This is a genomic window from Pseudoalteromonas sp. MBR-15 (assembly GCF_053628915.1).
The window spans coordinates 591,725-618,083 of sequence record NZ_JBRJHH010000001.1 but is presented as its reverse complement, the minus strand read 5'-3'; the positions used below and the strand labels follow the sequence as shown (position 1 = coordinate 618,083).

The window sequence follows — 26,359 nt, the reverse complement described above, 5'->3', positions numbered from 1 at the left end:
AATCAATCTGTTACTTGTTCCAAATAAAGTCGATCTACTAAAAAGTCATATTCTTTTTTACGTGGATGACTCTCAGGTTTTTGATAATCATTTAGTGCTCCAAGTTTTACATCCGGTTCTGGATTTATAAGAATGAATGGTAATGCGGCACTCACATGATATCGGTTTTGAGCAGTGTATCGCACATTAACTTGTGGACTAACACGGGTAGGTCTGCGAATTCTTAATTTATCTTTATCATTTAAACTCGCAACACGGCTTTGTTCTTTTGCAACAAGAGATTGCCAAGTATGTTGATCTATCATTCTAGGGTTAGAGTAACTCGCCGATTTATCAAGCATGGCCAATGCCATTTTTTTGGATAAAGTTTTAGTTGCATGTTTGTGCATCCATGTGAACCTGACCGAGTAGGGTGATTCAGTTTCAAAATGAATTTTACGATATGCTGCAAGCGTAATTAAATTTGGTACAGCGTTATGCACTGCTTCAAATCGAGCATCATTATTATCGATAGCGAGTATACAGTTTTTAAAGTCAGCTTTTGCTTTGTTCAATTGTTGAATGCGGGCTGTAAGTTGATTTTTATCAACATCATGAAGTACCAATAACCCAGGATGACGTTTTAAAACTCGACTACTAATCCCTGGTTTTTTATAAAGGTCTAAATACGAGTTAATAATTAATTTGTGCGCTTCATCACCTTCGAACTTTTTGACAGGAATCAGTGAGGGTATTTTTTTCTCATCGTTAATATCCGTTTCTGGTAATTGATAATAAAACGCTTTTTTAAAACCAACTTGTTTTAGATCATCGCAAAATAATTGGGTTAATTCGCTGACTAAATCAAATTGACTACGAATTTCTAATTTAGAAGTCATAAGAACACATCTTACTTTAACATGAGTTAATATTACCTCAGCTTCTTTGATATTTAAAGGATAAATTATTCTTATATGCTGACCTTACACTAACATTTCTATAAGTATGATGTGTTCTTTATTATATCCCTTAGCATGCTTTTCCAATATTTCAATCTGCTGTTTATTTTTATCTAAATACAGTGTAAAGCTGAGGTTACACTGAGCTTTATTATGGGTAAGATGTGTTCTTAATTTTATTGCTCACTCACATTCTGCAAATCTAACTTAAGCTTTTGTTTTAATTAGCTATGTTATAGTTGATGTCCAGTCAATCAATGCTTTGGTTTATCAAATAACTAAATAATTGAAAATAGGTGAATATAGTCCTTGAACTTACCCTGTGCATTAAGTTAGTTTTCATTAACGGTCTATGTTAGGAATGAGGAAAGAACATGCAATCGTGGAACCCAGATAGCTGGAGAAACCTGCCGATACTTCAGCAGCCAGAGTACCCAGATAAAGAAGCCCTTAAACAAGTTGAAGGGCAATTAAAAAGCGCACCGCCTTTAGTGTTTGCCGAAGAAACGCGTAGCTTATTTAAACAATTAGAAGATGTATGTGAAGGACGTGCCTTTTTACTTCAAGGTGGTGATTGTGCTGAATCATTCAGTGATTTTAATGCCGCCAATATTCGCGATACATTTAAAACTCTATTACAGATGGCTGTTGTCTTAACCTATGGCGGTAAATGCCCTGTTGTTAAGATTGCACGCATGGCAGGTCAATACGCAAAGCCACGTTCGTCAGATTACGAAACCATTGATGGGGTTTCATTACCTTCATATCGTGGTGATATTGTAAATAATTTTGAATTCACTGAACAAGCACGAATACCCGATCCACAACGTTTAATGACTGCTTATCACCACAGTGCGGCTACGTTAAACTTATTACGAGCATTTGCACAAGGTGGCCTTGCTGATTTACATCAGGTAAATCGTTGGAATATGGGCTTTGTTGCTGCAAATCCATTAAAAGAGAAGTACCAACAACTTGCAGATCGCATTCAAGATGCGCTTGAGTTTATGGAAGTATGTGGTATTGACTCTACGGTTGCACCAAGTTTAAAAGAAACAGATTTATTTACATCGCACGAGGCGCTATTACTTGGCTACGAAGAAGCACTAACACGTCGAGACCATTTATCAGGTGATTGGTATGACTGTTCTGCGCACTTTGTGTGGATTGGTGAACGAACTCGTCAATTAGATCATGCTCATATCGAGTTCTTTAAAGGTATTAAGAACCCAATCGGTGTAAAAGTAGGTCCTGGCATGGACCCTGACGAGTTGATTAAGTTAATAGATGCAATTAACCCAGATAATATCCCTGGTCGCTTAACTTTAATCACACGCATGGGTGCAGACATTCTACCAGAAAAACTGCCAGCGCTTGTTCGTAAAGTACAGCAAGAAGGACGCAAGGTTATCTGGAGCTCAGACCCGATGCACGGTAATACTGAAAAAGCGAGCTCAGGATATAAAACACGAAGCTTTAATAATATACTTCGTGAAATTAGCCAGTTCTTTGCAGTCCATAAAGCCGAAGGCTCATACCCTGGTGGTGTTCACCTTGAGATGACCGGCCAACATGTAACTGAATGTACAGGTGGGGCATATGGGCTGTCAGATGAAGATTTAGCTCAACGTTACCGCACACAGTGTGACCCACGTTTAAATGCAGATCAGGTATTAGAGTTAGGCTTCCTTGTTGCAGACTTATTAAAGGATGCGCGCAAGTAATCTCGCTTTACTTATTAAGTATTAAAAGGCTGCATAGTGCAGCCTTTTTTATGTCCGATACTAATTATGAAGAAAAGTTGGTTAGTACTTACGACGCTCAAGCCCTGTATCAGATATAATTTTGGCTGATATTTCTTCAACAGAGTGATGTGTAGAATTCAAATATTGAATTTTTTGCTTTTTATAAAGCATTTCAACTTCGCGGACTTCGATTCGACATTGTTTTAATGATGCATATTTTGAGTTCGCCATGCGTCGCTGTCGTATATCGGCAAGTCTGACAGGGTCGATTGTTAAACCAAATAGTTTATGTTTATACGACTTCAAACATTCAGGTAGGCTGCCACGCTCTAGGTCATCTTCAGTCAATGGATAGTTTGCTGCTTTTATTCCATATTGTAATGCTAAATAGAGGCTAGTAGGGGTTTTACCACTGCGACTTACGCCCACCAAAATGATATCAGCTTCAGCATAGTTTTTTATATTAGCGCCATCATCGTTTGTTAGCGCGTAGTTAACGGCATCAATTCTAAAATCGTAGCTTTTTTCATGCATAGAGTGTGTACGGTGAACTTTAGGCACAGGCGCAACTTTGAGCTCTTTTGCTATTTGGTCACTGTACTGAGATAAGAAATCGTAACACACCGCACACGAAGATTTAATAATTTCACTTAGCTCATGATTCACAAAAGTGAAAAATACCAAAGGCTGTTCACCGTCGCGCTGAGCTGTTGAGTTGATTAAATTTTTAACTTCGTTTGCTTTTTTTTCTGTCTCAACGAATGGAATTGTTTTGTGATTAAAATCGACAGGGAACATCGACAATGTAGCATGGCCAAACACTTCAGAGGTGATAGCTGTTCCGTCAGAAATATAGAATGCAGTTCTCATAATTAACCTTTTTATTACCTTTATCTGCAAAATAGGGGCTTCACGGTTTACGTGAGGTCTGTTGCCAGTGTAGAATGATGGCGACCTTTTTAGAAGGTTTTCTTTCTTAACTCTCACAGTTAGTACTACAATTTGTTTTATGGAGAAAGATCCGTGCAAGAATACGTTCTCTGGTATCAAGAGCTTGGTATGCAAGATGTTCCGCGTGTTGGCGGTAAAAATGCCTCACTGGGTGAAATGATCTCAAACCTAGCTAACGCTGGTGTACAAGTGCCAGGTGGTTTCGCTACAACTGCCGATGCATTTAACGAGTTCCTTGAGCAATCAGGGCTAAACTCAAAAATCCACGATATTTTAGACACATTGGATGTGGATGATGTAAATACACTCGCTAAAGTCGGTGCCGAAATCCGCCAATGGATTATCGACACACCATTCCAACCTAACCTAGACCAAGCCATCCGCGACGCATATAGCCAATTACATGGCGACGCATCTCAAGATGTATCATTTGCAGTTCGCTCATCTGCTACAGCAGAAGACATGCCAGACGCTTCATTCGCAGGACAACAAGAAACGTTTTTAAACGTACGTGGTATTGATTCAGTTATGACTGCAATCAAACACGTGTTTGCCTCATTATTCAATGACCGCGCTATCTCTTACCGAGTTCACCAAGGCTATGATCACCGTGGTGTTGCTTTATCGGCTGGTATTCAACGCATGGTACGTTCAGACAAAGCATCGTCAGGTGTTATGTTCAGTATCGATACTGAATCTGGTTTCGAAGACGTTGTGTTTGTCACATCAAGCTACGGTCTTGGTGAAATGGTTGTACAGGGTGCAGTAAACCCAGATGAATTTTATGTACATAAACCAACGCTTGCGAGCGGCAAGCCTGCAGTAGTTCGTCGTAACATCGGTTCAAAAGCAATCCAAATGATTTACTCAAGTGATGAATCACATGGTAAGCAAGTTGAAATCGTAGATGTAGATACTGCATTATCAAACAAATTCTCAATCACAGATGCCGAAGTTCAAGAACTGGCTAAGCAAGCTGTGATCATCGAAAAACATTACGGTCGTCCAATGGACATCGAATGGGCTAAAGATGGCAACGACGGTAAGCTTTACATTGTTCAAGCACGTCCAGAAACCGTTCGCTCAAATGAAGATGCCAACGTAATGGAACGTTTCCAATTAAATGGCTCGAGCAATGTTGTTGTCGAAGGGCGTGCTATTGGTCACAAAATTGGTGCTGGTACGGTACGAGTTCTTAACTCTATTGACGAGATGGACAAAGTACAGCAAGGCGATATCCTTGTTACCGATATGACCGACCCAGATTGGGAACCAATCATGAAACGTGCAGCGGCGATTGTTACCAATCGTGGTGGCCGTACATGTCACGCAGCTATTATTGCTCGTGAACTAGGTATACCTGCTGTTGTGGGTTGTGGCAACGCAACTGATTTAATTAAAGCAGGCCAAGATGTAACCGTTTCGTGTGCTGAAGGTGATACAGGTTATATCTACGAAGGCATTCTAGATTACGAAGTACTTACTTCGCGCGTTGATGAAATGCCAGAACTACCAATGAAAATTATGATGAACGTTGGTAACCCAGACCGTGCTTTCGATTTTGCCCGTTTACCTCATGCAGGTGTTGGCCTTGCACGTGTTGAGTTCGTTATCAACCGTATGATCGGTGTTCACCCTAAAGCACTATTAAACTTTGAAGCGCAATCAGATGAGTTAAAAGCAGAAATTTCAGACATGATGGCTGGCTATGAGTCACCGGTTGAGTTCTACATTTCTAAGCTTGTTGAAGGTATTGCGACATTAGGGTGTGCGTTTGCACCAGAGCGTGTCATTGTTCGTATGTCTGATTTCAAATCAAACGAATACGCAAACCTAGTTGGGGGCCAGCAATATGAGCCGGAAGAAGAAAACCCAATGATTGGTTTCCGCGGTGCTGCTCGCTACATTTCTGAAGATTTCCGTGATTGTTTCGCGCTAGAGTGTGAAGCAATTAAACGCGTTCGCAACGAAATGGGTATGACGAACATCGAAATCATGATTCCATTCGTACGTACCCTTGAAGAAGGTAAGCGTGTTATCGAACTTCTTGAAGAACATGGCTTAAAACGTGGCGAAAATGGTCTTAAAGTGATCATGATGTGTGAATTACCATCAAATGCGCTATTAGCTGATGAGTTCTTAGAATACTTCGATGGTTTCTCTATTGGCTCAAACGATTTGACTCAGCTAACACTTGGTCTTGACCGTGACTCAGGTTTAATTGCACATCTTTTTGATGAGCGTAATCCTGCGATTAAAAAGCTGCTTTCAATGGCAATCCAAACTGCAAAAGCAAAAGGCAAATACGTAGGTATTTGTGGTCAAGGTCCATCAGATCATGAAGACTTTGCAGCATGGCTAGTTGAGCAGGGCATTGATTCTGTATCTCTTAATCCAGATACAGTATTAGAAACTTGGTTATACTTAGCTAAAAAGCTAGCAGACTAACTAGTGTTTATTAAAAAAATGCCAGCGATTATGCTGGCATTTTTGTTTACTCAATTAGAAAGTATCACGATGCACTTAAGTGTTATCGTAGATTGGCAATTATCTCGCTAGTTTTTTATCTAAATAAGCACATGATTTAGTGAGTGCTTTTTGACAATAAACCAAATAGCGACGTGCCAGTGGGTAATAAAACGAAAAGCACAGTAATCCCACTATAAAAAATAGTAATGATGGGCCGGGCACAATGACAAATATCAACCCAAGTAGCATACTTAAAATACCTAAGCTTACTAATAAAATCTTTTTCATATCCCTTACTCATTTGATGCTTTTATAAACAGTATAAAAGTATTGAGACTTAAATCGATTAAAAGAGTGTTACAAACTGTAAAATCTTCAATTTAACTTAGCTATTAGCATGATATAATTTACGAAATGCCTTAATTTATCACCGTCATGATAGCAACAATAAGTCAACAACAAGTCGCTTCTGAGTTAGTCGCTAACTACCTAGAAACTATTGTAAAACAAGGTTTTTCGGGTGACACAGACGCAAGTTATTCTACGCGATTAAGCTTATCGACCGATAACAGTGTTTATCAGCAAGTACCGCAAGGAGTTATTTTTCCAAAAACGGCGAAAGATATTCAACTTGCAATGCAAATCGCCTCTCGAGATCCATTTCTGTCACTGACTTTTGGTCCTCGCGGCGGTGGCACAGGGACAAATGGTCAGTCTCTTACTCCTGGTATCGTCGTTGATTTATCTCGCTACATGCGTGAAATATTAGAAATAAATGTTGAGGAAAACTGGGTAAGAGTGCAAACAGGTGTCATTAAAGATCAGCTTAATGACTTTTTACGCCCTTATGGATTTTTCTTCGCACCTGATTTATCAACCAGTAACCGAGCAACAATTGGTGGGATGATAAATACCGATGCATCAGGGCAGGGCTCGCTTGTCTACGGTAAAACCAGTGATCATGTTTTAGGTCTGACAACATACCTAATCGATGGAACTGAAATGTCTACCTCACCCATGCCTATCGAAAAAGCACAGTTAGTTTCTGAGCAAAACTCAACAGTCGGCAAGTTGTATAAAACGGTAATGGATATTGGACTCAATAATCGTGATGCAATTTTGCAAAAATTCCCACGATTAAATCGTTTTTTAACCGGTTATGACTTAGAACATATTTTTTCTGACGACTTACAAACTTTTGATATGAGTCGTTTAATTACGGGATCTGAAGGTTCTTTAGGTATAGTTACCGAAGCCAAACTTAATATTACCCCAATTGCTGAGTTTAAAACCTTAATCAATATTAAATACGATAGTTTTGATTCAGCATTGCGTCATTCACCTTTTTTGGTCGCCGCAAATGCAACGTCTGTTGAAACAGTCGACAGTAAAGTGCTTAACTTGGCACGGGAAGATATCATTTGGCATTCAGTATCGGACTTAATAACCGATGTTGATAATAAAGATATGCAAGGCCTCAACATGGTTGAGTTTAATGCTGTATCACCGGATGATATTAAAGAAAAAGTAGACACGCTATGTAGATTGTTAGATGACTGCGTTAAAAACGAAACGCATGGTGTGATCGGTTATCAACTTACAAATGATAAAGCCGATATTCTAAAAATTTATGCCATGCGTAAAAAGTCTGTTGGTTTACTAGGCAATGTTAAAGGTAGTCAAAAGCCGCTCGCATTTGCTGAAGATACTGCCGTACCTCCAGAAAATTTGGCAGATTTTATTGTTGAGTTTCGTCAACTTCTTGATAGTCACCATCTTCAGTATGGTATGTTTGGCCACGTTGATGCGGGTGTTTTACATGTGCGTCCAGCCCTAGATATGTGTGATCCTGAGCAAGAAAAATTACTTCGCCATATTTCAGATGAAGTTGTAAAACTTACCGCTAAATATGGTGGTTTAATGTGGGGCGAGCACGGTAAAGGTTATCGTAGTGAGTATGGACCAGAATTTTTTGGTGAGCATTTATTTACTCAACTACGAAAAATTAAATCAGCTTTCGATCCAGACAATCGCATTAATCCCGGTAAAATATGTACACCGCTTGAAAGTAAAGACTCCCTCGTTTCTGTTGATGATCAAAAGCGAGCTTGGTTTGATAAAGAAATTTCTATTGACGTTAAAACAGAATTTAATAACGCCATGACTTGTAATGGTAATGGCCTTTGTTTTAACTATGATCAAAATTCTCCAATGTGCCCTTCGTATAAAGTAACGGGTGACAGACGCTACTCACCTAAAGGACGTGCAGGTTTAATGCGCGAATGGTTGCGTCTTCAAGAATCAGAAAATATTGATTTAATACATGTTGAAAAAGAACTTATCAATGGAGAAGTAATCACGTGGTGGGAACGTTTTCAGCATAGCCGAGATAAGAAAAAAGGCGTTTATGATTTTTCGCATGAAGTGAAAGAGTCAATGGACGAATGTTTAGCATGCAAAGCATGTACAACAGCCTGTCCTATAAAAGTAGATGTGCCAACATTTAGATCGCAGTTTTTAAATTTCTATCACAGTTACTACGCGCGGCCATTAAAAGATTATTTAGTGGCAGGTATCGAACAAACGGCACCTGTCATGGCTAAATTTGCGAAGGTAGTGAATCCAATTGTAAATACAAAACTGGTTTCTAGTTTAATAAAAAATACAATTGGCTATGTAGACACTCCAACGTTAAGTGTTCCTCAACTTTCGAAACGCGTAAACAAAAATGACATGTTCAATTTTGAATTACTTAAATCACTTACCAGTGATGAACAAGCTGAGTATGTTCTTATTGTGCAAGATCCATTTACCAGTTTTTACGAAGCTGAATTGGTTGAGAGTTTTATAAAAGTAATAAAAGCGCTGGGTAAAAAACCAATCCTGTTACCCTTTAAACCAAATGGAAAAGCCCAGCACGTAAAAGGTTTTTTAAATGAATTTAAAATTACAGCAAAAAATTCGGCTGAGTTTTTAAATTCACTTTCTGAAATCAACTCTCCACTGGTTGGTCTCGATGCGTCTCTTGTTATGTGTTACCGCGATGAGTATGTATCAATACTAAAAGAAACGCGTGGTGATTTTAAAGTTGAACTTGCTCATGAGTGGTTACAAACACAAAACTTTAAAAACGTATCACTGTCGGCAAAAAGTGCTGTGCCATTTAAATTATTAAGCCACTGCACTGAAACGACAGCGATGCCAAATGCCTCAAAAGTTTGGCAAAATATTTTCTCTGATTTAGGTTTATCTTTGAGTACAACAAGTACAGGTTGTTGTGGTATGGCTGGCACTTATGGTCATGAAAAACAAAATCAAGAAAACTCACGCGCATTGTACGAAATGAGTTGGAAACCACTTATTGAAAATAGTGAACCCGAAACGATTTTGGCTACTGGATTTTCTTGCCGTAGCCAAGTAAAGCGTTACGAAAAATATAAACCAAAACATCCACTGCAATTAATAGCAGAACTGTTATAAAAAAGGCGCTTTAAGCGCCTTTTTATTTATAGCTATTCGCAATAGGCTTGGTACTCATGCCATGAATAAAAACACTGAATAGAATTGTTGTTAACGTTACTGTCGCAATTTGTTCTTTGTTAGCAATTGTTGTATCCATAACCATTAGTGTAAATACAATTGACGCAAGACCTCTTGGTCCAAACCAGGCAAACGTCAATTTATCTTTTCTATTTAAGTCTGTGAAAAATAAAGAAAGTAATACAGGTATGATTCTAAATAAGGTCACGCTAAGTAATGCATAAAAAACAATAGGCCAAGTAATATCATTAATTATTAAATGTCCACAAACAAACCCAAACAAACACCAAATGAGTAATGCTATAAATTCTGCGATATGCTCCGAGTCTTTAACTAAAGTAAGACGAATTTTTCTTGGTGAAAAATAGTCAAACAATAACCCAGCGACAAATACGGCAATAAATCCACTACCATGAAAGTTTTGCGTTAACGAGAAGATCGCCATTACTAAACCAATCAATAAAAATGGACTGCTATTATTTGCAAAATAATGACGCGCCAAAGCGACCTTAAGGAGTGGAATAAATATCGCTGTTGCAACTGCGGCAACCAAAAACGCAACACCCAATTCTCTAATAAAAACAACGAGAGTATCTGTTGTTGTCACAGCACTATCTGGATTCTGAACTAGCAATAATAAAACTAAAAATATTGGCACACATAATCCATCGTTTAATCCACTTTCAGTATTGATCCCTTCTCGAATTTTTTCAGGAACCGACGAGCATTCTAAAATACCTTTGCTTAACGCCGCGTCCGTCGGAGTTAAAATAATTGCAATAAGTGCAGATTGAAATAGTGATAGCTCAGAAAATATAAATAAACCACCGGCAACCCCTGCAAGTAATGTGAGTGGTAATGCTACAAATAAAAGCAGGCTAGGGTACTGAAAACTATGCTGCAATACACTTAACTTTGATTTAGCTGCATCGGTAAATAAAAAAATACTTAGCGTTAACTCAACTAAAGGTAAAATTTCATTGAGTCCATTTTCACCAAGCTTAAATTCACTGGGTAATAAGTAAGACATTGCAATCCCGACCAATACAAAGAACATTGGTCCGGTGATTTCGGTGCGCTCAAGTTGGCGGATTGTCATTGAGTAAAATAGCAACGCACAACCAACAATGGCCAATATGGTGTATTCCATTATACTTTCCTTTTCATCCCTGACTTTGCTCTTTCTTTAATATTGGTTTGAATATAAATTTGATCTGTTGTAGCTATTTTTGCATGACCAAGATCTTCAGATAAATGTTTTAAAGGGCGAGTTTGTGCATCGTGTGTTGCACCCGTATGTCGAAGCCAATGTGCTGTGGCAGCTTCAAGTTGTTCTGCATCATCTTTAAAACCATCATCAAGTAATGATTTTTTCGCCAAATCAAAACTTTGTTGAACTAAACGTCTAATTTGTCTAACCGTCATACCACCTTTACCACGAATTTTGTGAACTAAAGGTTCGGCTTCATCAACTCGGGGCAGGGCGGGTAACCCACGGTATAATCGGTAACGTTTTAGGTAAGTAATAAAATCTTCACTTAATGTTACATCCCGTAATTTATTGCCTTTACCCATGATACGTAAAAACCAGAACCCATCATTATCTTGCCAAAAATGTGACATTACCGGTGACCATTGCGGCCGTTCCGACAATTCAGAAATCCGTAGATACAATCCTTTTAAGCATGCAAGCGTAAATAAGTTTCGCTCAAGATCAGGTTGTTCTTCACATAAATCTCGCGTTACACCGAATACATACTCCCACTGTATATCACTTAATGTGTCTGGAATTTTAATTTGAGATTGCACAACCAAATATGGGCTATTCTTTTTTACAACAGGTACAAAGTTAGCGAATGTTTTTTCTTCTAGAATGGCAAATTTATAAAATACATTTAATGCAGTAAACATTGCAGCTAACGTTTGTTGACTAGCAATATTTTCTCTTCCGATAAAAGGGCGCCAATTAGAATTTAATCGTCGAATACCTTGTTCATCTTTGTATCGCCATTGAACTGAATTTGATAACCACGCTGATTCTGGCTCAACCATAAAATCAACATAAGCTTCAATATCTTCACGTTTTAGTTCAAAAACTGATTTTTCAGCTATGAGCCAAGACCATAAACAAAAACGTTCAAGTTCATTTCTAAATCGATTAAATGTCGCTTCGGATTTTCGACCATACACATAAAGAAACTGATACAAAAAAGCCAAGTCATTTTTTGATTCAGCAACAGTCAATCCAACCTGGTGTATAAATGTATCAAGTTCTGGATATTCTGTTGCTAGAGTATCATCTTCTAGGTGGGCAATTTGGTAACGAAGTTGTTTTATAGTATCGACTAGAGCAACGAGCATAATGTATAAATATCTTGTAAAATAACTAGTTATAAGAGTAACACAAAGTCCGATACTGTCTAGTATTGGACTTAAGATATCCTTAAATTAACGAGTCTTTTAATTACTATCTTGCCATACAATTATTCAAGGAATATGTATGAAAAAGTTTATTGCAATCAGTTTAATCATATTATCAACCGTTTTGTCGGGTTGTGCTACTACCGGCAGTGCCTCTCCGAGTGAAAAACGGGCGCTAGTCCAGAGTATGAAAACAAACACTCTAAACACATTATATGCAGAAAAACCTGATGTGAAACAACAAATTGCTAACTCAGCTGGCTATGCTGTTTTCGATAATGCCAATGTAAATGTAGTTTTGGCAAGTTTTGGCGGTGGCTACGGTGTTGTTAAAAACAACCTAACAGGTAAATCAACTTACATGAACATGGGCGAAGCAGGTTTAGGCCTCGGTTTAGGTGTTAAAGATTTCAATGTTGTTATGGTTTTTCATAATCAGGCTGCTGTAAACCGTTTCATCGAGCATGGATGGGCGTTTGGTGGCAACGCAGATGCAGCCGCTAAATATGAAGATAAAGGTGGCGCTTTAGTTGCCGAAGCGATAGCCGATCAAGTTACCGTATATTCTTTAACCGAAAATGGCTTGGCGCTTCAAGCGGTTCTTAAAGGTACTAAATTTTGGGTAGATTCTGAGCTAAATCAGTAAATAAAAACCCTTCTATAAGTGGGCTAGTTAGTAACATAACACCCACTTTTATTTATTACAATCTATTTAACATAACGTAATTTATGGGCTTAATTTAATTACTATATCCTAATACGCTAGCTTCTGCGAAATTTCAGATTTCTTTCTCAAATCCGAATATCACTTAAAATTATTGTATAACCTCACTATCATAGTAAGCCATTTTAGTTAGGTGTGCGAAAGCTTTCGCTGACTATAAATATACTCATTTTTATGACAATACTAAAAGGAAGTCACGTGAGAAAATTATTGCTACTAATCATTATTGGATTGTTTGGTTGGGAATATTATGCAACAAATTATGGCGGCATTTCGCCAATAGACACATTACAGAGTGAAGTTATTGACCCCATTCGGACAAAGTATACTCGTAAACGTAACGGACCCTATTTAACAGATGAGAGCAAATTTGTCTGTGATGGCAGGCAATACTGTAGTGAGATGACCTCGCTTGAAGAAGCACTTTTTTTTATTAAAAACTGCCCTAATACAGACATGGATGGAGACTATGATGGTGATCCATGTGAAAACGACACAAGACTCCGCCCCTAAATATAAAATCTAAGCATGGCGCACATGCTTAGCATTATAAAATAAACTATCCCAATATACTCTGAATTCAAGATAATTTATTTAGAGTGTTCTTTTTTCTTATAGTGAGTTCTCTTTTTTAGTCCCTTAAATAATTAAAAAGTATTTACCTTCAAAATACAAAAACAGAATTTTCCTAGTTATTTTTCACTGACTTAGCGCTAAATTGATCTAAGACAACAGTCATTTTATTGGTACTGGTTAACATCTTTTTTTATAAATAATGTTTAAACTTCAACCGATAAATTAATGAATTTTATTGATAGCTAACGACACACTTGGATGATTTCTACGTGATAAAAGCAAAAATAACTAACAACGAAGTGAAATTTTCTGAATCAGATATTCTCCTTTCGACAACCGATCTTAAAAGTCATATCACTTATGCGAATAAAGATTTCTGCAAAATCGCCGGTTATGATTTAGATGAAATGAAAGGCAAGCCACACAATCTTGTTCGCCACCCTGATATGCCAAAACTTGCTTTTGCTGACCTGTGGAAACATTTACAAAATGGCCAATCTTGGATGGGACCGGTTAAAAATCGCTGTAAAAATGGTGATTATTATTGGGTTAATGCGTTTGCGACTCCTATCAGGGATGAAAATAATCGAACAATTGAATATCAGTCAGTACGTACTAAACCAAATGATGATGTTGTAGCACGTGCCAGCAGTGAATATAAAAAAATCAATGATGGACAAAAATCTCGCGCGTTATCAAAAAAGTATGATGTAACTTTATTTATTAGCATCCTTTTAGCCGCGTGTTTTGTTACGGCTTTAGCCTCTGTTTTGATCAATGGCTTTGAAATATTGAATACGGTATTACTCATCGTTTTAGCTACTATAAATAGTCTGATGTTCTTTTGGCGTAGGCGCTACACACAGCTAATTAGTAAAGCAAAAGACATATACAATAATCCTTTAATGGCTTACTTATACTCAGGAACAAATGATGACATTGGCTATTTGAATTTAGCATTTGAAATGCAACAAGCAAAACTTAAAGCGATTGTCGGGCGTGTTAATGACGTAACAATGGGAGTGAATAATAATGCAATACAGTGCGCTGAAACTGGACACCATGTTACTGAACTATTAAGTAAACAAGCTGACGAAGTGTCACAAATTGTTATTGCGACGGAGCAGATGTCAGCGTCGATAAACGACTTATCATCGAGTACAACAGACACAAGCCAAGCAGCCGAAACGGCGATGAAATCAACAGAGCAAGGGTCACAAGCAGTACAGCAAACGATTAATTCAATAAACGAGCTGGACAAAAAACTTCACTCAGCCAGCGAGCAAGTTGTGAATTTAGTGGAGGGTAATAAGCATATTGTCTCCATTTTATCGGAAATAAATGCCATAGCAGAACAAACGAATCTATTAGCATTAAATGCAGCGATTGAATCAGCACGTGCTGGTGAACAAGGCAGAGGTTTTGCTGTCGTTGCGGGTGAAGTACGCGCCCTCGCCTCACGAACTCAGCAATCAACCGAAGAAATTAATACTGTTTTAAATCGTCTCACTGGAGCATCTAAAGAAGCACAAAATGCGATGTCTGATGGCCTCAAGTTGTCTTCAGAAAGCGTGAGTCTTGCCCATAAAAGCGGCGAAAGTTTACAACATATCAACGCACAATCGGTTAAATTAAGCGAACTTAATAGTATTATTTCACAAGCAATTAGTGACCAATTAGCAGCCAGTCAAGCAATTGCTGCCAATATATCAGCAGCACAAGATTTTGCGCATGAATGCACTTCGCTTGGTCATTCTGCCCAGCAATTGTGCGAAGGATTATTATCGAAAGTAACGGAGCAAACCGCACTCATTAATCAATTTAAGTAATTATGTTTATTTTAAAATCGTTATTATTACATAGCAGATGAAATGCCTCTGCTAATTGTTCGGTTTCGCTAAGAACATGTTGCCAATACTTTATACGTGTGTCGGCATCAAGTCCTGTGAAGTCTGTTCTGTCTGGTATTTTATTGTAGGGTAATGACGCTATAAACTTTGCTGAAGGTGTAACCATCACCACATTATCGTAATTACGCGGTGTGATCCCCCTGCTTAGGTTTTTATCAAACCACCCTGCTTTTGGCTTATTATTAAAGTGCGGATAAAGTATTAACCCTTCATTGTGAATTGTTAAATCAAAATGGTAATCAATAATACCGCCATCTCGGTACATACCTTGCGGTGTGCCTGGTATATTTTTAATGCCTTGCATTACTAACGGAATTGAGCCTGATGCAAGTAAAGCATCGGCTAGATTAGCTTCTGTAAGCTCAACTGTTTGAGTATTAAAGGTATTATTGTCACTAAAGGACAGATTACTATTCGCAGGTTGAAACACGAAACGTTCATATTGTTTGCTCAACAACCGTCTATTTACTCTGTTAAATAGGTAACTTTTTGATAACCCCATTAGCTGCATAACTTTGTTTTCTGAAGCCGTAAAACCATTTGATTTAGCAACAATAAAATGCGCCTTAAAAACGGGGTTATTAATAATTTCTTCAATACCGTTTTCAGCAAATACATAGTTCAAAAGCAATCGTGCTTTTTCTGTTATTTCAGTTGGCTTTGCTTTGTTAGAGGAATAGCGTGTTTCGGAGTACGATTTAGCTAAGCGTGATATTGCAGCCACAGGATCATTTTGCGCAAAACAGGCCGCACGAAAAGCGCCAGCACTTGAACCTACTAAATTTAAAGGCTGTGTTCGCTGTTTAAAAAACTCGCCGAATAGGTACTTATCTAGACCGAACAAAGTAAACCATTTAGGTCCACCACTCGCACCTAAAAATGTACTAAAAAGATCTGCAGAGAGTCCCTGCTCTCGTATTGTTTTTGCAGCGGTTGGCCCTGCGTAAATATCAATCATGTACTGCTTTTCTCATCATTTTTGTTTTTGACGCCAAATACCCAGCTCAGTGTGTCCTTGTACTTTAACATGTTCGGCGTTAAATACGGGGTCTTTTCCTTCGGCACGTTGCGTGTTGTAATCTTTAGTCACTGCCAATATAGTGGGTGTTAACCGTATGATAGCGATAACATTTACCACTGTCATCAACCCTAAAGCGATGTCGGCTAAATCCCATACTTGTTTAAGAGTCGCTGAGGCTCCCCAAATCATCATCGATAAGTAAAGGCCGGTATACACTGTTCGCCCAAATTTATTGTCTAGTTTAAATAAATGAAGATTGCTTTCTGCGTAGGCGTAATTTGCAACAACTGAGGTAAATGCAAACAAGCAAATGGCCGCAGCTACAAAATAAATTCCACCAGCAGCCATATGTGCTGTCATCGCAGATTGCGTTAGGCGAATGCCTTCCATTTCGCCAGTTATATCAATATCAGCGAGTAGTATGATCACCGCAGTGCAACTACACAGCACAATAGTGTCGAAAAACACACCAAGCATTTGAATATAGCCTTGCGTTACAGGATGGTTAGGTATTGGCGATGCACAACCTGCGGCATGAGGCACACTGCCTGCACCGGCTTCGTTTGAATACAGTCCTCGTTGTATACCATTTTTAATTGCGGCGCCCATGGCCCCAGCGCCCGCTTCTTGTAAGCCAAATGCAGAAAGTAAGATATCCTCAATCATTTCAGGTACCTTGCCTAGATTTAATAGGGTAATAGTCACCGCAGCCAGTACAAATAAAATACCCATTACGGGCACTACACGCTCTGCAAATCGGGCGATTGCTTTAAAGCCACCCAAAATAATGCTTCCCGCTAAAAGTGTGATCACAATCCCTGAATACAGTGTGGGGATTTCAAAAGCGTAGTTCAGGGCATCTGTTATGGTATTAGTTTGCATCGCACTGAATGTGAAGCCGTAACCAAGGAATAAACAAAAAGCAAAACACACGGCAAGCCACCGACTCGCAAGGCCTTGTTCAATGTAATAAGCAGGCCCGCCTCTAAAGTCGCCATTAGCGTCTCTTACTTTATATACTTGACCTAAAACACTTTCTGCAAAACCTGTTGCCATTCCCAGTATCGCAATAACCCACATCCAAAAGATAGCACCACTACCGCCTAACGATATTGCTACCGCAACACCGGCTAAATTACCTGTCCCTACTCGCGCAGATAACCCGGTGCACAATGCTTGAAACGAACTGATAGAATTTTTATCTGTGCTGCTGCTAGTTTTTAATAAACTGAACATATGGCGAAATTTAAGAAGCTGAATGGCTTTTAGCCGTACTGAAAACCAAATACCAGCAAACAGAAGAATATAGATGAGGAGCTGGCCGTCTCCCCACAATAGATTATTAATAGCACCGACAGCAGAATTGAACATGGTTAGCCTTTTATTGTTATTTTTTAGAATAACAAATCACTAAAAGTGAATAGTTAGCTAACCACTTTAACTTTATTTACAAATATCTCAAGTAAGTAATGTGTTTAATTGCAGTGCGTACCCTCTAAAAACTTACGACCTGCTGCTAATCCTAATTTATGATCAAATCGCAAGTCAGAGTCTGTGCTCCCTAATAATTTACTGCGCAGTTTGTCGCCTGCGAATATTTGCGTAATACGCACATCGCTTGGGGGATTGGCTATAAAATCAAGTTCATCTTGATACGCTTGTTCATGTTGCAATAAATAATCGATTGTTTTTGGGCAATAGCCAGACACACTCACGAGTGACCTCAATTTAGTGACCCATTCAGATTGCACTTGAAAGTCTTTATCAACCGTTCTTATAACCACAATATCGCGAGCGCCTCGATTATAAGCTTCTTTAACAGGCAGTGGTGCAGCTAAGCCGCCGTCTAAAAACACATTATTTGCTAAGTCAGTATTTGCACTTTGAATAATGGCATCATTAGCAGCTTTGGTCGTAAACCAAGGCGTTAAGTTAACCCCATCTCTATATAAGAATGGCAGTGCACTAGACGCTTTTAGTAATGCAAGCCACTGCGTGTCTTCACCTGTCGGTGTTAAGTAATAGGGCTTACGATCAATTGCATGAGTGGCTGTTATTAACAGCTCTCGTTGGCCTAAACTTTGTGTTGCTGTTTTGAAATCAAGGGCGCGGTTTACTTCTTTGGTTTTATCAAAATACCAATCAAGATCAACAATACTTTTGCCAATTAAGCCACGCCCCAGTTGAAAAAAACGTTTATGCCGCGACAGCCCTCTAATAAGGCGTTTTGCGTAACCCTTTTGTCTGGCTAGATAACTGGTTAAGTTTTGTGAACCTGCTGATGTGCCAATAAATAAATCGAATGGATCGTAGTTTTCTTCTAACCATGCATCTAATACACCTGCGGTAAAAATCCCTCGTTGCCCGCCCCCCTCAGCAATTAATGCTGTTTTTGTTTGTGGCTCGACGTTGGCAATTGTTTGAGATTTCACGGTGCACCTTCCTAGGGTTGTAGTTAATATTGACAGTGTATTGGGTTTATTTAAATCCTTAAAATAGAATAATTAAATCAGTTCAATTCAAAAAACCGTTTAATTATGAGAAAACAGACACACAGTGTGGTGCGTAATTTACGTCATTACGCACCGTAACCGATTAACTCATTATGTTCGCAAGTATCGTCAGCGCGTGTTGTCTGTCGCTCAATTCGTACAGGTCGTTAGTAAAAATAAACTCATCAACCTGTAGCTCTTTTTTAATCATACTCAACTTATGCTTAACGCTCGCTTGACTACCTACAACAGCAAGCCCTAAAAAGCTTTCAACTTGCATTTTTTCTTGAGGTGACCACAGTCCATCCATACTTGCAATCGGCTCTTTTAACCACAATGCTTGACCGCGCATTAACGCTAATATTCGCTGCTTTGAAGTTGTAGCCAGAAACTGTGCTTGCTCATCAGTATCAGCAGCCACCACGGGTAACCCAAGCATCACATAAGGTTTATCTAATACGTCTGATGGTTGAAACTCGCGTCGGTACAACGCTATAGCATCATGAACAAATCGTGGCGCAAAGTGACCTGCAAATGCATATGGCAACCCTTTTTTCGCTGCTAATTGAGCGCTGTATAAGCTTGATCCTAACAACCAAATAGGAACATTTGTATTTTCACCGGGAATAGCCCTAACAGGTGAGTCACCTTTATAGGGGCCTAATAAACTTTGTAACTCGGTGACTTCGTCTGCAAAATGCTCAGCACGCTGCTCATCGCGTCGCAACGCGCGACTTGTAATGGGGTCGCTACCGGGTGCACGTCCTAAGCCTAAATCAATACGACCAGGATATAGACTTTCAAGCGTGCCAAATTGCTCAGCAACAACTAAAGGAGGATGGTTAGGTAACATGACCCCGCCCGCACCGACACGGATACGCTGCGTTTTTCCTGCAACATGACCGATAAGTACTGATGTCGCTGCACATACGATGCCACGCATATTATGATGCTCAGCCATCCAAAAGCGATTAAAGCCTAGCTCATCGGCAGTTTGTGCATAGGCAACACTATTAGCAAGGGTTTGTGAAACTGTTTCGTTCTCTTTCATTGGGCTCAGTTCAAGCAATGAAAAAGGCATACCGCTTAATTCAGACATAAGCTCTCCATAATGGGGTTGATAACGTTATAATGAGTGCGAATATGCTTTTTTCAAATGCTAATTAAGCACGGCTTTGTTGCTGTTTTTCCACTTTTAGTCCATCAGCATCAATACCACGTTTCCAGTATGCAGATGCAACAATGTGCTCACGCGCTACAGAAAAACGACTGGTTACTAAGCGTTTAATCTCTTTAACAAGATTTGCTTCAAGCGCCATAAAAATCAAAGGCTGGGTGTTATACCCGCCACATAATTGTGCTACTTGGTCTAAAAGTTCTGTTTCTGGCTTATTGGTGACAAGCCAATGAACACTGTGATTAATAGCCGCTTTGTTTTGCTCAAGCTCAATAATATCGTCTTTATCTTCAATATGAATGAGCACATCAACATGCGCACTACTTGGAAGTACGTGCAGATAACCATTGATAGCATTGATAGATGTGAGGTCTGCAAGCATTAAATATTGAGCCTGTTCAAAATCAGTCAATTTTTTAGGACCTGGCCCAGCAATCCCTACTTCATCACCAATACATGCGTTCTTTGCCCAATTTGTCGCAGTTCCCTGATGTTGATTAATTACAAAATCCAGTGTTATAGCACGTGTTACAGGGTCAATATCACGAATTGTATAAGAGCGCATAATTGCAGGATGCTCAGCATTTAGATCTTGTTCTACGTGGTATTCACCTGCATGCGGAAATAACACTTTTACATAAGCGCCTTTCGCATCGAGTGGAAAATCGACAAAGTCTGGTGAACCAACCGTGATCCGTTGTAAGTGCGGCGAAATGCGCGTGGTATTTAATACATTTGCACGACGAACTTTTTTTGCCATGTTTGTCTCCTATAAAGTTTTACACTGCCCCATTAGTTGATATAATCAACTATATACTTTTAATTGACTTTGTCAACTAACTAGGTAAACCATGTCACAAACATCACTTTCTTCAGCTTTATTTACACTGGCGCAGAGCTACCGTGTCACAGTACGTAATGCGATTAACGCGAATGAATTAGGTCTAAATGCCCTCCATGTGCGCTGTTTACACATTATTGCTGAAACCAACCACTGTACTGCTAATCATATAGTCGCTAAAACAGGCCGTGACAAAGCACAAATAGCACGGCTTATTAAAGAACTACTCAAACTCGCATTAATTACAAAATGCGCTGATGAAAATGATAAACGCTGCTTAATTTTATCATTGACAGAACAAGGGAGTGCTTTGTTCTCACGCCTAGAGGTCGCGGAGCAAGAGGTAGACAAGACTCTGTGCCAAGGGTTAACAGAGCAACAAATCAGCGAATTCATTTCGACAGCCACAATCATGATCGAAAATATTAACCGTATCGACCGTTAATCACATTGGCAAGATTACGATAAACCACTATACTGTACAAACATACAGTATAGTGGTTTTTTTATGCGTGTTATTCCTATTTATATTGAAGCAGGCGTATGTGGTTTCGAATCACCTGCGGCTCAATACAAAGAACTTGGCTTATCATTAGATCAGCTGTTAATTAAGCACCCCGATGCGACTTTTATTGGTATTGCGTCGGGAGAATCAATGCAAGGTGTCGGTATTTTTGATGGCGACTTATTGCTTGTTGATCGCGCTGAAGATGTTAAAAATGGCGATGTAATCGTCGCAAACTTAAACGGTTTATTTGTTTGTAAATTACTCGACAAACACAATGCACAGTTATTGTCAGCCTCTGCCAAGTACCCCGCAGTGCAGTTAAGAGATTCTGATGAATTTCAACTCGAAGGTGTTGTTACCCGCTCTATTCGTATGCACCGCAGTAGCAAAGAACTACTATCATGTACGCCTTAGTTGATGCAGTGGCGTTTTATGCCAGTGCAGAAAAAGTTTTTGACCCGTCGATTCGTCGTAAACCCGTCGTGGTTCTAACTAACAACGATGGCTGTATTTGTGCTGTGTGCCCTATTGCTCGCAAGCTTGCGATCCCAAAGTTTCAACCTTATTTTCAAGTTAAACAATACCTCTTTGATCATCAGGTTGTGATCCGTTCTTCTAATTATGAGCTTTACGCAGATTTAAGCGAGCGTATGATGAATGTGATAGGTCGCTTTTGTGATAACCAACACATTTATTCGATTGATGAGTCTTTTTTAAATTTTAACGGTTTTAATCCACTCATAACTGATTGGTATCGTTATGGGCATACTATTCGACGTACAGTCTGGCGTGAAACAAAACTGCCCGTGGGCGTAGGGTTTGGTCCTACGGCAACACTTGCAAAGGCAGCAAACCATGCGGCCAAAAAACTACCGGGGTTTGATGGTGTTGCCGTCATAGATTCTGAGTCTTCACGGGTCAATATTTTACGCGCCATGGATATACAAGATGTATGGGGCGTGGGAAAACGGTTAGCTAAAAAGCTAAAGTTAATGAACATTAACACCGCACTTGATCTTGCACAGCAAGACCCCCGAAAAATGAAACGTTTATTTAGTGTAGTACTTGAGCGTACCGTTAATGAACTATGTGGCAAACGCTGTTTGAGCTGGGATGATGTACGCCAAGATAAAAAAGAAATTTTTTCAACACGTAGCTTTGGTGAGCGCGTAACAGATCCCATAACGCTAAAAACCGCATTGATTAACCACAGTGCTATTGTAGCGCGTAAACTACGCGCTCAAGGGTCGCTGACTCAACGTTTACTGATATTTGTCGCCAGTTCACCACACCAACAAGGCTACTACAAGAAATCGTATATTTATGAGTTCAATATCGCCACCGCCGACAGCCGTGTATTTGCTAATGCAATTAGCGAGGTATTCGAGCTGTTATACAAACCCAATGTGCTTTTTTACAAATGTGGTGTTGGCGCACTAGAGCTTACAAGCCACATGTTCCAACAACCCGACTTATTTCAAGCCTCCATCGATAACCCTAAGTTAATGCAATGCTTAGACAAAATAAATGCACGCTTTGGCATCGGCACATTAGCCATAGCCAGTGAAACGTCTAGCGCTGACTGGCATATGAAACGAGAGTATTTATCACCCCATTACACAACTCGCTGGTATAACTTGCCAAAAATACACTGTTAAAAGTAATGCAGTAGCTGTAGTTTAAATTGCTGCTCTGATACTTGCCAATCTTGATATACAAAAGAGCTTCTGAATCCCCAATTTTGCGCTAAGGCAATTTGCCAATGCGCAGAAAACTCAATGTGCTTGTCACTGCGGGGCTCATTGAACAGCCATAATGCTTGGCCTGATAAAGCTAACTTTTGTGACTCTGTCACTTGCCATATAGCACCGGCCTCGCTGCCTAAAGCAAATGAGAGCGAATCAATTAACGAACCTGTTTGCAACAAAGACGACGCTAAAATATAGCTTTGAAAATGGTTGGCATCACCAAATGATTTACCGTACCCACCTTGAATAAAGCTACGACCAGCTCGTTTTTTAAACGTGGGTTGGCGGTCATAACCAACACGGACATTCCAAGACCAAGAATCAAAAAGTCGATTGTCAGGTGCTAAAGACATGGCATCTATCACATATAAACGCTCTAAAAAAAGGCGCTCGTTGTTATCAATACTCGCCTCTACATCAAAAAAGCTGATTTGGGCGCCGGGTATAAAGCCCCCTGCATTATCTAATAAATCGTGATAAGCAACACGATAACTTAAACCAACACGGTTGGCGCTATTTTCATAGTGGCTAACCACAGCACCAATACGCGCAGAGCCATGTCCCTGCTCGGGACTAACGCGCGGTATTTGGGGTGGCTCAAAGGGTGAAACAACATGATATTGGCTTCGTTGATGAAGAAGTCGCGTTAATCGTGGGGCTATTTCGTCGCGAGCAAGACCTTGATCATAGTACTGATAATTAAGCCATTCATAGGCCATTTCGAGTACTGGCACAGCATCTTTAGCCGAAAGTGATAAATCATGCAAAGGTTTTCCATCACGTAATGCTTGTGCCATGACAAGTTGTTCATCGGTTAACTGGCTTTCATAATTAAGTAACTTGGTGCCCGACGCTGCGCGATATTTAGGGGGCTGTAATAACCCATATTGCTTTAATGCAGCAACCGTATCTGAGGGAATTGCGTATGTAGAAAACTCCGAGGTTAAAAACAAATCATCACGCGCTAGCTGTAACAAGGCTAATAGCTGATATGAGCAATTCTCATCAATAAAAAAATAATCAAATGTAGCCCACTGCATCTCCCATAAATGAAGCAAGATACGCTGAATTTCTGGCTCTGATAAGTTAAGCGGATACTCCCAAATATCACGCGATTCGAGATCATTATATTCACGCACCTTTCTATAGTAAGGCATTAAGGTGAACTTACCGGGGTATTGACCAATAACGCCTTTTAAAGCGTAAAGCGCCGCATTATCTGTTGCATCTGGTTCAGCAGCGAAATTTACCGCAAAAGCTATTAGTTCACGACTGCGAGTTTGATCCCTTGCGTCTATGCGCAGTAACGTATGGCCAAACATAGATGAGGGATCATTCATAAACGCAGTTGGAAACACCAAGGTTATACCTTTAGGGTTTATAAGCTGTTGCCAAACATCTATCTCAGGGCATAGGAGTTCAGGCCACTGCGGAAAAAAATGATCCTTCAGCCACCTATAGCGAGCAGGGAAACGACATTGAGCCTCATTATTATCAGCCAACTCAAATGCTTTTATCGTGGCAATAAGCTCAGCATGAGGATCGCTCTTGCCTACAGGCGAAAAGAAAAACGCATTACTGTCTACTTCACTTTCATACGAAGAAAAACGTTGCTGATTATAATGTCCTAGTTTAAGCCAGTAAGGGTTATAAGCGATATCTTTTGTAACCGTACTAGAAAAAACAGTGCTGCTAAAAAGCACTAAACAAAGCAATAAAAGTCTATGCATAAGAGAATAAAAGCCCGTAAAGGGCTTTATAAAGAAAAACGTCAATTAAGACAAAGTGTAAGATGCAAGTTGTGCATCATTTGCTACAAGTGTATTTAGATTTTCAAGCACAATTTGAGATGTCACATTTTCTGATGTGAAAACATGCGAAAACTGTGTTTGAACTAATTTATTGAATGCCGCTTTATCTTGGCTTTCTACGCCCCAAACTTCAGCAAGTGTTTCAAGTGCTTCGCCTTCACCGCGAGACATATCACGTGCAAGTTGTTCCATATTGCCATCAATAAACGTTGCAACTTTCGTTGATGCAGTTACTGTGCCTGTGCCATCACAGCCTAGCGTACCAAATGTAATACCGAATGTTTGGTTACCAGAAATACCATTTGTTGTTGCACCAAGTACTTTAACAACTTTACCGTCTTTACCTGCAAATAACATTGAACCGAAACCACAACCAATATCTTGGTCGGCCATTGCAGTTGAAAGTGGAAGTAGTGAAAGTGCGGAAATAGCAATTAATTTTTTCATATCCTGAATCCTTTTAGATAAACCGTTATTAACATTAATAAGGCAAATTAAGCTTATACAGAATGCACTCTATATCAAATAAAAAATACCTAAAATAGAGAAAAAACAACAGACATGTTCAAAAATCAACCAACTTAGCCTCTGTTAAGCGACTGAGGTCGTGAACAGAAATCGAAACCTCTAAACCACGTTTTCCGGCAGACACGTACATAAGCTCACAGTTTGATGCACAATGGTGGATAAACGTAGCAAGTCGCTTTTTCTGACCAAGCGGGCTAACTCCTCCAAAAATATAACCTGTGCTATTTTCAACTTTTTGCTGAGCAGCCATCTGCACCCTTTTTACACCGGCCGCTTTGGCTAACATTTTAAGGTTTACTTGCTGCATAACTGGCAAAACCGCAACAAGCAGATGATTGTCGTTGTCTTCAAGTACCAACGTTTTAAATACTTGCTCTGCCGGTAAGCCTAACTTTTCAACCGCTTCAAGACCGTATTGTGTGTTATTGGGGTCATGATCGTAGCTAAGAACATTAAACTTAATTCCCTTTTTTTTGAGTAAGTTAATTGCAGGTGTCATCTATTAATCCTTAAAAAACCAATGCTGTTTCATTAAAAAGTATCATAACTGTTTGTTATAGAGAAAGAAGCAAACACATTAAAAACCGTTCTTTAATGACCAATAAAAATTCCTGCATACGCTACACTAAAGGTATGAGCACCAAGCAAGGTCAGTATCATGTCGAAACACACCTGCTTCTATCTTATAAAGCAGTGCATAGTTATCGTTACATTACTAAGCACCATAAACTTTATCTGTAACGAATACACAGCTTGGAATGCGTATATTGCCTGTCAAAATAAGTGCCATACCCTAGGGCTTGATAAGGGAAAAATTCAAAAGACCGCATTCTCAGAGGATGTGACTCTGTGTCGGTGTCTTGCCGATACAGACTACTATGTGGTGCTAAACTAATGTTTTGTATAAAAATAGAAACTAGGAAAAAATAAAATTTAACGTATTATAAAATTCTACTAAC

The 26,359-nt window shown here is 39.3% G+C and carries 21 protein-coding genes and 1 pseudogene; 9 read left to right on the top strand and 13 right to left on the bottom strand.

Features of this window, described 5'->3' with window-relative positions:
* Nucleotides 1-2: 2 nt before the first annotated feature.
* Nucleotides 3-878 carry a DNA replication terminus site-binding protein gene (locus ACSSVW_RS02575; protein WP_454178778.1) on the bottom strand — a complete coding sequence of 292 codons (876 nt, stop codon included), beginning with the start codon at nt 876-878 and terminating at the stop codon, nt 3-5.
* A gap of 434 nt (nt 879-1,312) precedes the next feature.
* Between ACSSVW_RS02575 and ACSSVW_RS02570 the strand changes: the two genes are divergently transcribed.
* Nucleotides 1,313-2,662: a class II 3-deoxy-7-phosphoheptulonate synthase gene (locus ACSSVW_RS02570; protein WP_036972631.1), complete on the top strand. Its 1,350-nt coding sequence runs from the start codon at nt 1,313-1,315 to the stop codon at nt 2,660-2,662.
* 81 nt (nt 2,663-2,743) lie between these two features.
* Here the strand turns inward: ACSSVW_RS02570 and ppsR are convergent, their stop codons facing one another.
* Nucleotides 2,744-3,553, bottom strand: coding sequence for a posphoenolpyruvate synthetase regulatory kinase/phosphorylase PpsR (gene ppsR / locus ACSSVW_RS02565; protein WP_036972633.1), 810 nt, complete (start codon nt 3,551-3,553; stop codon nt 2,744-2,746).
* Between the two features lie 153 nt (nt 3,554-3,706).
* Between ppsR and ppsA the strand changes: the two genes are divergently transcribed.
* The gene (gene ppsA, locus ACSSVW_RS02560; protein ID WP_454178777.1) at nt 3,707-6,082 is read left to right on the top strand and encodes a phosphoenolpyruvate synthase; all 2,376 of its coding nucleotides are present in this window, start codon (nt 3,707-3,709) and stop codon (nt 6,080-6,082) included.
* 99 nt (nt 6,083-6,181) lie between these two features.
* On the opposite strand, the gene ACSSVW_RS02555 is transcribed toward ppsA, so the two are convergent.
* Nucleotides 6,182-6,391 (bottom strand): PGPGW domain-containing protein, encoded by a 210-nt coding sequence (locus ACSSVW_RS02555; RefSeq protein WP_036972636.1) that lies wholly within the window; start codon nt 6,389-6,391, stop codon nt 6,182-6,184.
* 147 nt (nt 6,392-6,538) lie between these two features.
* Between ACSSVW_RS02555 and ydiJ the strand changes: the two genes are divergently transcribed.
* Entirely contained in the window at nt 6,539-9,583 is a 3,045-nt protein-coding gene (gene ydiJ / locus ACSSVW_RS02550; RefSeq protein ID WP_454178776.1) for a D-2-hydroxyglutarate dehydrogenase YdiJ, read from the top strand.
* Nucleotides 9,584-9,605: 22 nt separating this feature from the next.
* Here the strand turns inward: ydiJ and ACSSVW_RS02545 are convergent, their stop codons facing one another.
* Nucleotides 9,606-10,793 carry a cation:proton antiporter gene (locus tag ACSSVW_RS02545; protein WP_074988390.1) on the bottom strand — a complete coding sequence of 396 codons (1,188 nt, stop codon included), beginning with the start codon at nt 10,791-10,793 and terminating at the stop codon, nt 9,606-9,608.
* Nucleotides 10,793-12,004 carry a tyrosine-type recombinase/integrase gene (locus tag ACSSVW_RS02540; protein ID WP_036972641.1) on the bottom strand — a complete coding sequence of 404 codons (1,212 nt, stop codon included), beginning with the start codon at nt 12,002-12,004 and terminating at the stop codon, nt 10,793-10,795. The genes ACSSVW_RS02545 and ACSSVW_RS02540 overlap by 1 nt, the downstream gene beginning before the upstream one ends.
* A gap of 139 nt (nt 12,005-12,143) precedes the next feature.
* On the opposite strand from ACSSVW_RS02540, the gene ACSSVW_RS02535 reads away from it, so the two are divergent.
* The 3 genes and pseudogenes from ACSSVW_RS02535 to ACSSVW_RS02525 all read left to right on the top strand — a co-directional run bounded on the left by ACSSVW_RS02535 (nt 12,144) and on the right by ACSSVW_RS02525 (nt 15,193).
* A complete protein-coding gene (locus tag ACSSVW_RS02535; RefSeq protein ID WP_036972643.1) occupies nt 12,144-12,710 on the top strand; it encodes a lipid-binding SYLF domain-containing protein in 567 nt (188 codons plus the stop codon).
* Between the two features lie 447 nt (nt 12,711-13,157).
* A pseudogene (locus ACSSVW_RS02530) lies at nt 13,158-13,301 on the top strand (excalibur calcium-binding domain-containing protein); the annotation flags it as partial.
* Nucleotides 13,302-13,633: 332 nt separating this feature from the next.
* The gene (locus ACSSVW_RS02525; RefSeq protein WP_176714554.1) at nt 13,634-15,193 is read left to right on the top strand and encodes a methyl-accepting chemotaxis protein; all 1,560 of its coding nucleotides are present in this window, start codon (nt 13,634-13,636) and stop codon (nt 15,191-15,193) included.
* Here ACSSVW_RS02525 and ACSSVW_RS02520 read toward each other — a convergent pair.
* From ACSSVW_RS02520 to ACSSVW_RS02500, 5 genes are all read right to left on the bottom strand, one after another.
* Nucleotides 15,186-16,232, bottom strand: a complete 1,047-nt coding sequence (locus ACSSVW_RS02520; protein ID WP_454178775.1) for a patatin-like phospholipase family protein — start codon at nt 16,230-16,232, stop codon at nt 15,186-15,188. The two genes, ACSSVW_RS02525 and ACSSVW_RS02520, sit on opposite strands and share 8 nt — an antisense overlap.
* Nucleotides 16,233-16,247: 15 nt before the next feature.
* Entirely contained in the window at nt 16,248-17,666 is a 1,419-nt protein-coding gene (locus ACSSVW_RS02515; RefSeq protein WP_118844970.1) for an alanine/glycine:cation symporter family protein, read from the bottom strand.
* Between the two features lie 104 nt (nt 17,667-17,770).
* Entirely contained in the window at nt 17,771-18,727 is a 957-nt protein-coding gene (locus ACSSVW_RS02510; protein ID WP_036972658.1) for a patatin-like phospholipase family protein, read from the bottom strand.
* Between the two features lie 163 nt (nt 18,728-18,890).
* Nucleotides 18,891-19,886, bottom strand: a complete 996-nt coding sequence (locus tag ACSSVW_RS02505) for an LLM class flavin-dependent oxidoreductase (protein WP_036972660.1) — start codon at nt 19,884-19,886, stop codon at nt 18,891-18,893.
* A gap of 64 nt (nt 19,887-19,950) precedes the next feature.
* Entirely contained in the window at nt 19,951-20,724 is a 774-nt protein-coding gene (locus ACSSVW_RS02500) for a siderophore-interacting protein (RefSeq protein ID WP_454178774.1), read from the bottom strand.
* Nucleotides 20,725-20,815: 91 nt separating this feature from the next.
* Here ACSSVW_RS02500 and ACSSVW_RS02495 point away from each other — a divergent pair, with 91 nt between their 5' ends.
* The 3 genes from ACSSVW_RS02495 to ACSSVW_RS02485 all read left to right on the top strand — a co-directional run bounded on the left by ACSSVW_RS02495 (nt 20,816) and on the right by ACSSVW_RS02485 (nt 22,971).
* Nucleotides 20,816-21,250 (top strand): MarR family winged helix-turn-helix transcriptional regulator, encoded by a 435-nt coding sequence (locus ACSSVW_RS02495; RefSeq protein WP_065979176.1) that lies wholly within the window; start codon nt 20,816-20,818, stop codon nt 21,248-21,250.
* A gap of 63 nt (nt 21,251-21,313) precedes the next feature.
* On the top strand, nt 21,314-21,727 hold the full coding sequence (locus tag ACSSVW_RS02490; RefSeq protein WP_036972666.1) for a LexA family protein: 414 nt from the start codon (nt 21,314-21,316) through the stop codon (nt 21,725-21,727).
* Nucleotides 21,715-22,971 carry a Y-family DNA polymerase gene (locus ACSSVW_RS02485; RefSeq protein WP_454178773.1) on the top strand — a complete coding sequence of 419 codons (1,257 nt, stop codon included), beginning with the start codon at nt 21,715-21,717 and terminating at the stop codon, nt 22,969-22,971. Before ACSSVW_RS02490 ends, ACSSVW_RS02485 begins: the two co-directional genes overlap by 13 nt.
* Here the strand turns inward: ACSSVW_RS02485 and ACSSVW_RS02480 are convergent.
* The 3 genes from ACSSVW_RS02480 to ybaK form a co-directional block, all read right to left on the bottom strand.
* Complete coding sequence (locus ACSSVW_RS02480; RefSeq protein WP_454178772.1) at nt 22,968-24,791, bottom strand: Lnb N-terminal periplasmic domain-containing protein; 1,824 nt, start codon at nt 24,789-24,791, stop codon at nt 22,968-22,970. The genes ACSSVW_RS02485 and ACSSVW_RS02480 overlap by 4 nt on opposite strands.
* Nucleotides 24,792-24,836: 45 nt before the next feature.
* Complete coding sequence (locus tag ACSSVW_RS02475) at nt 24,837-25,319, bottom strand: DUF3015 domain-containing protein (protein WP_065979173.1); 483 nt, start codon at nt 25,317-25,319, stop codon at nt 24,837-24,839.
* Nucleotides 25,320-25,437: 118 nt separating this feature from the next.
* On the bottom strand, nt 25,438-25,899 hold the full coding sequence (ybaK, locus tag ACSSVW_RS02470; protein WP_421420592.1) for a Cys-tRNA(Pro) deacylase: 462 nt from the start codon (nt 25,897-25,899) through the stop codon (nt 25,438-25,440).
* Between the last annotated feature and the right edge of the window lie 460 nt (nt 25,900-26,359).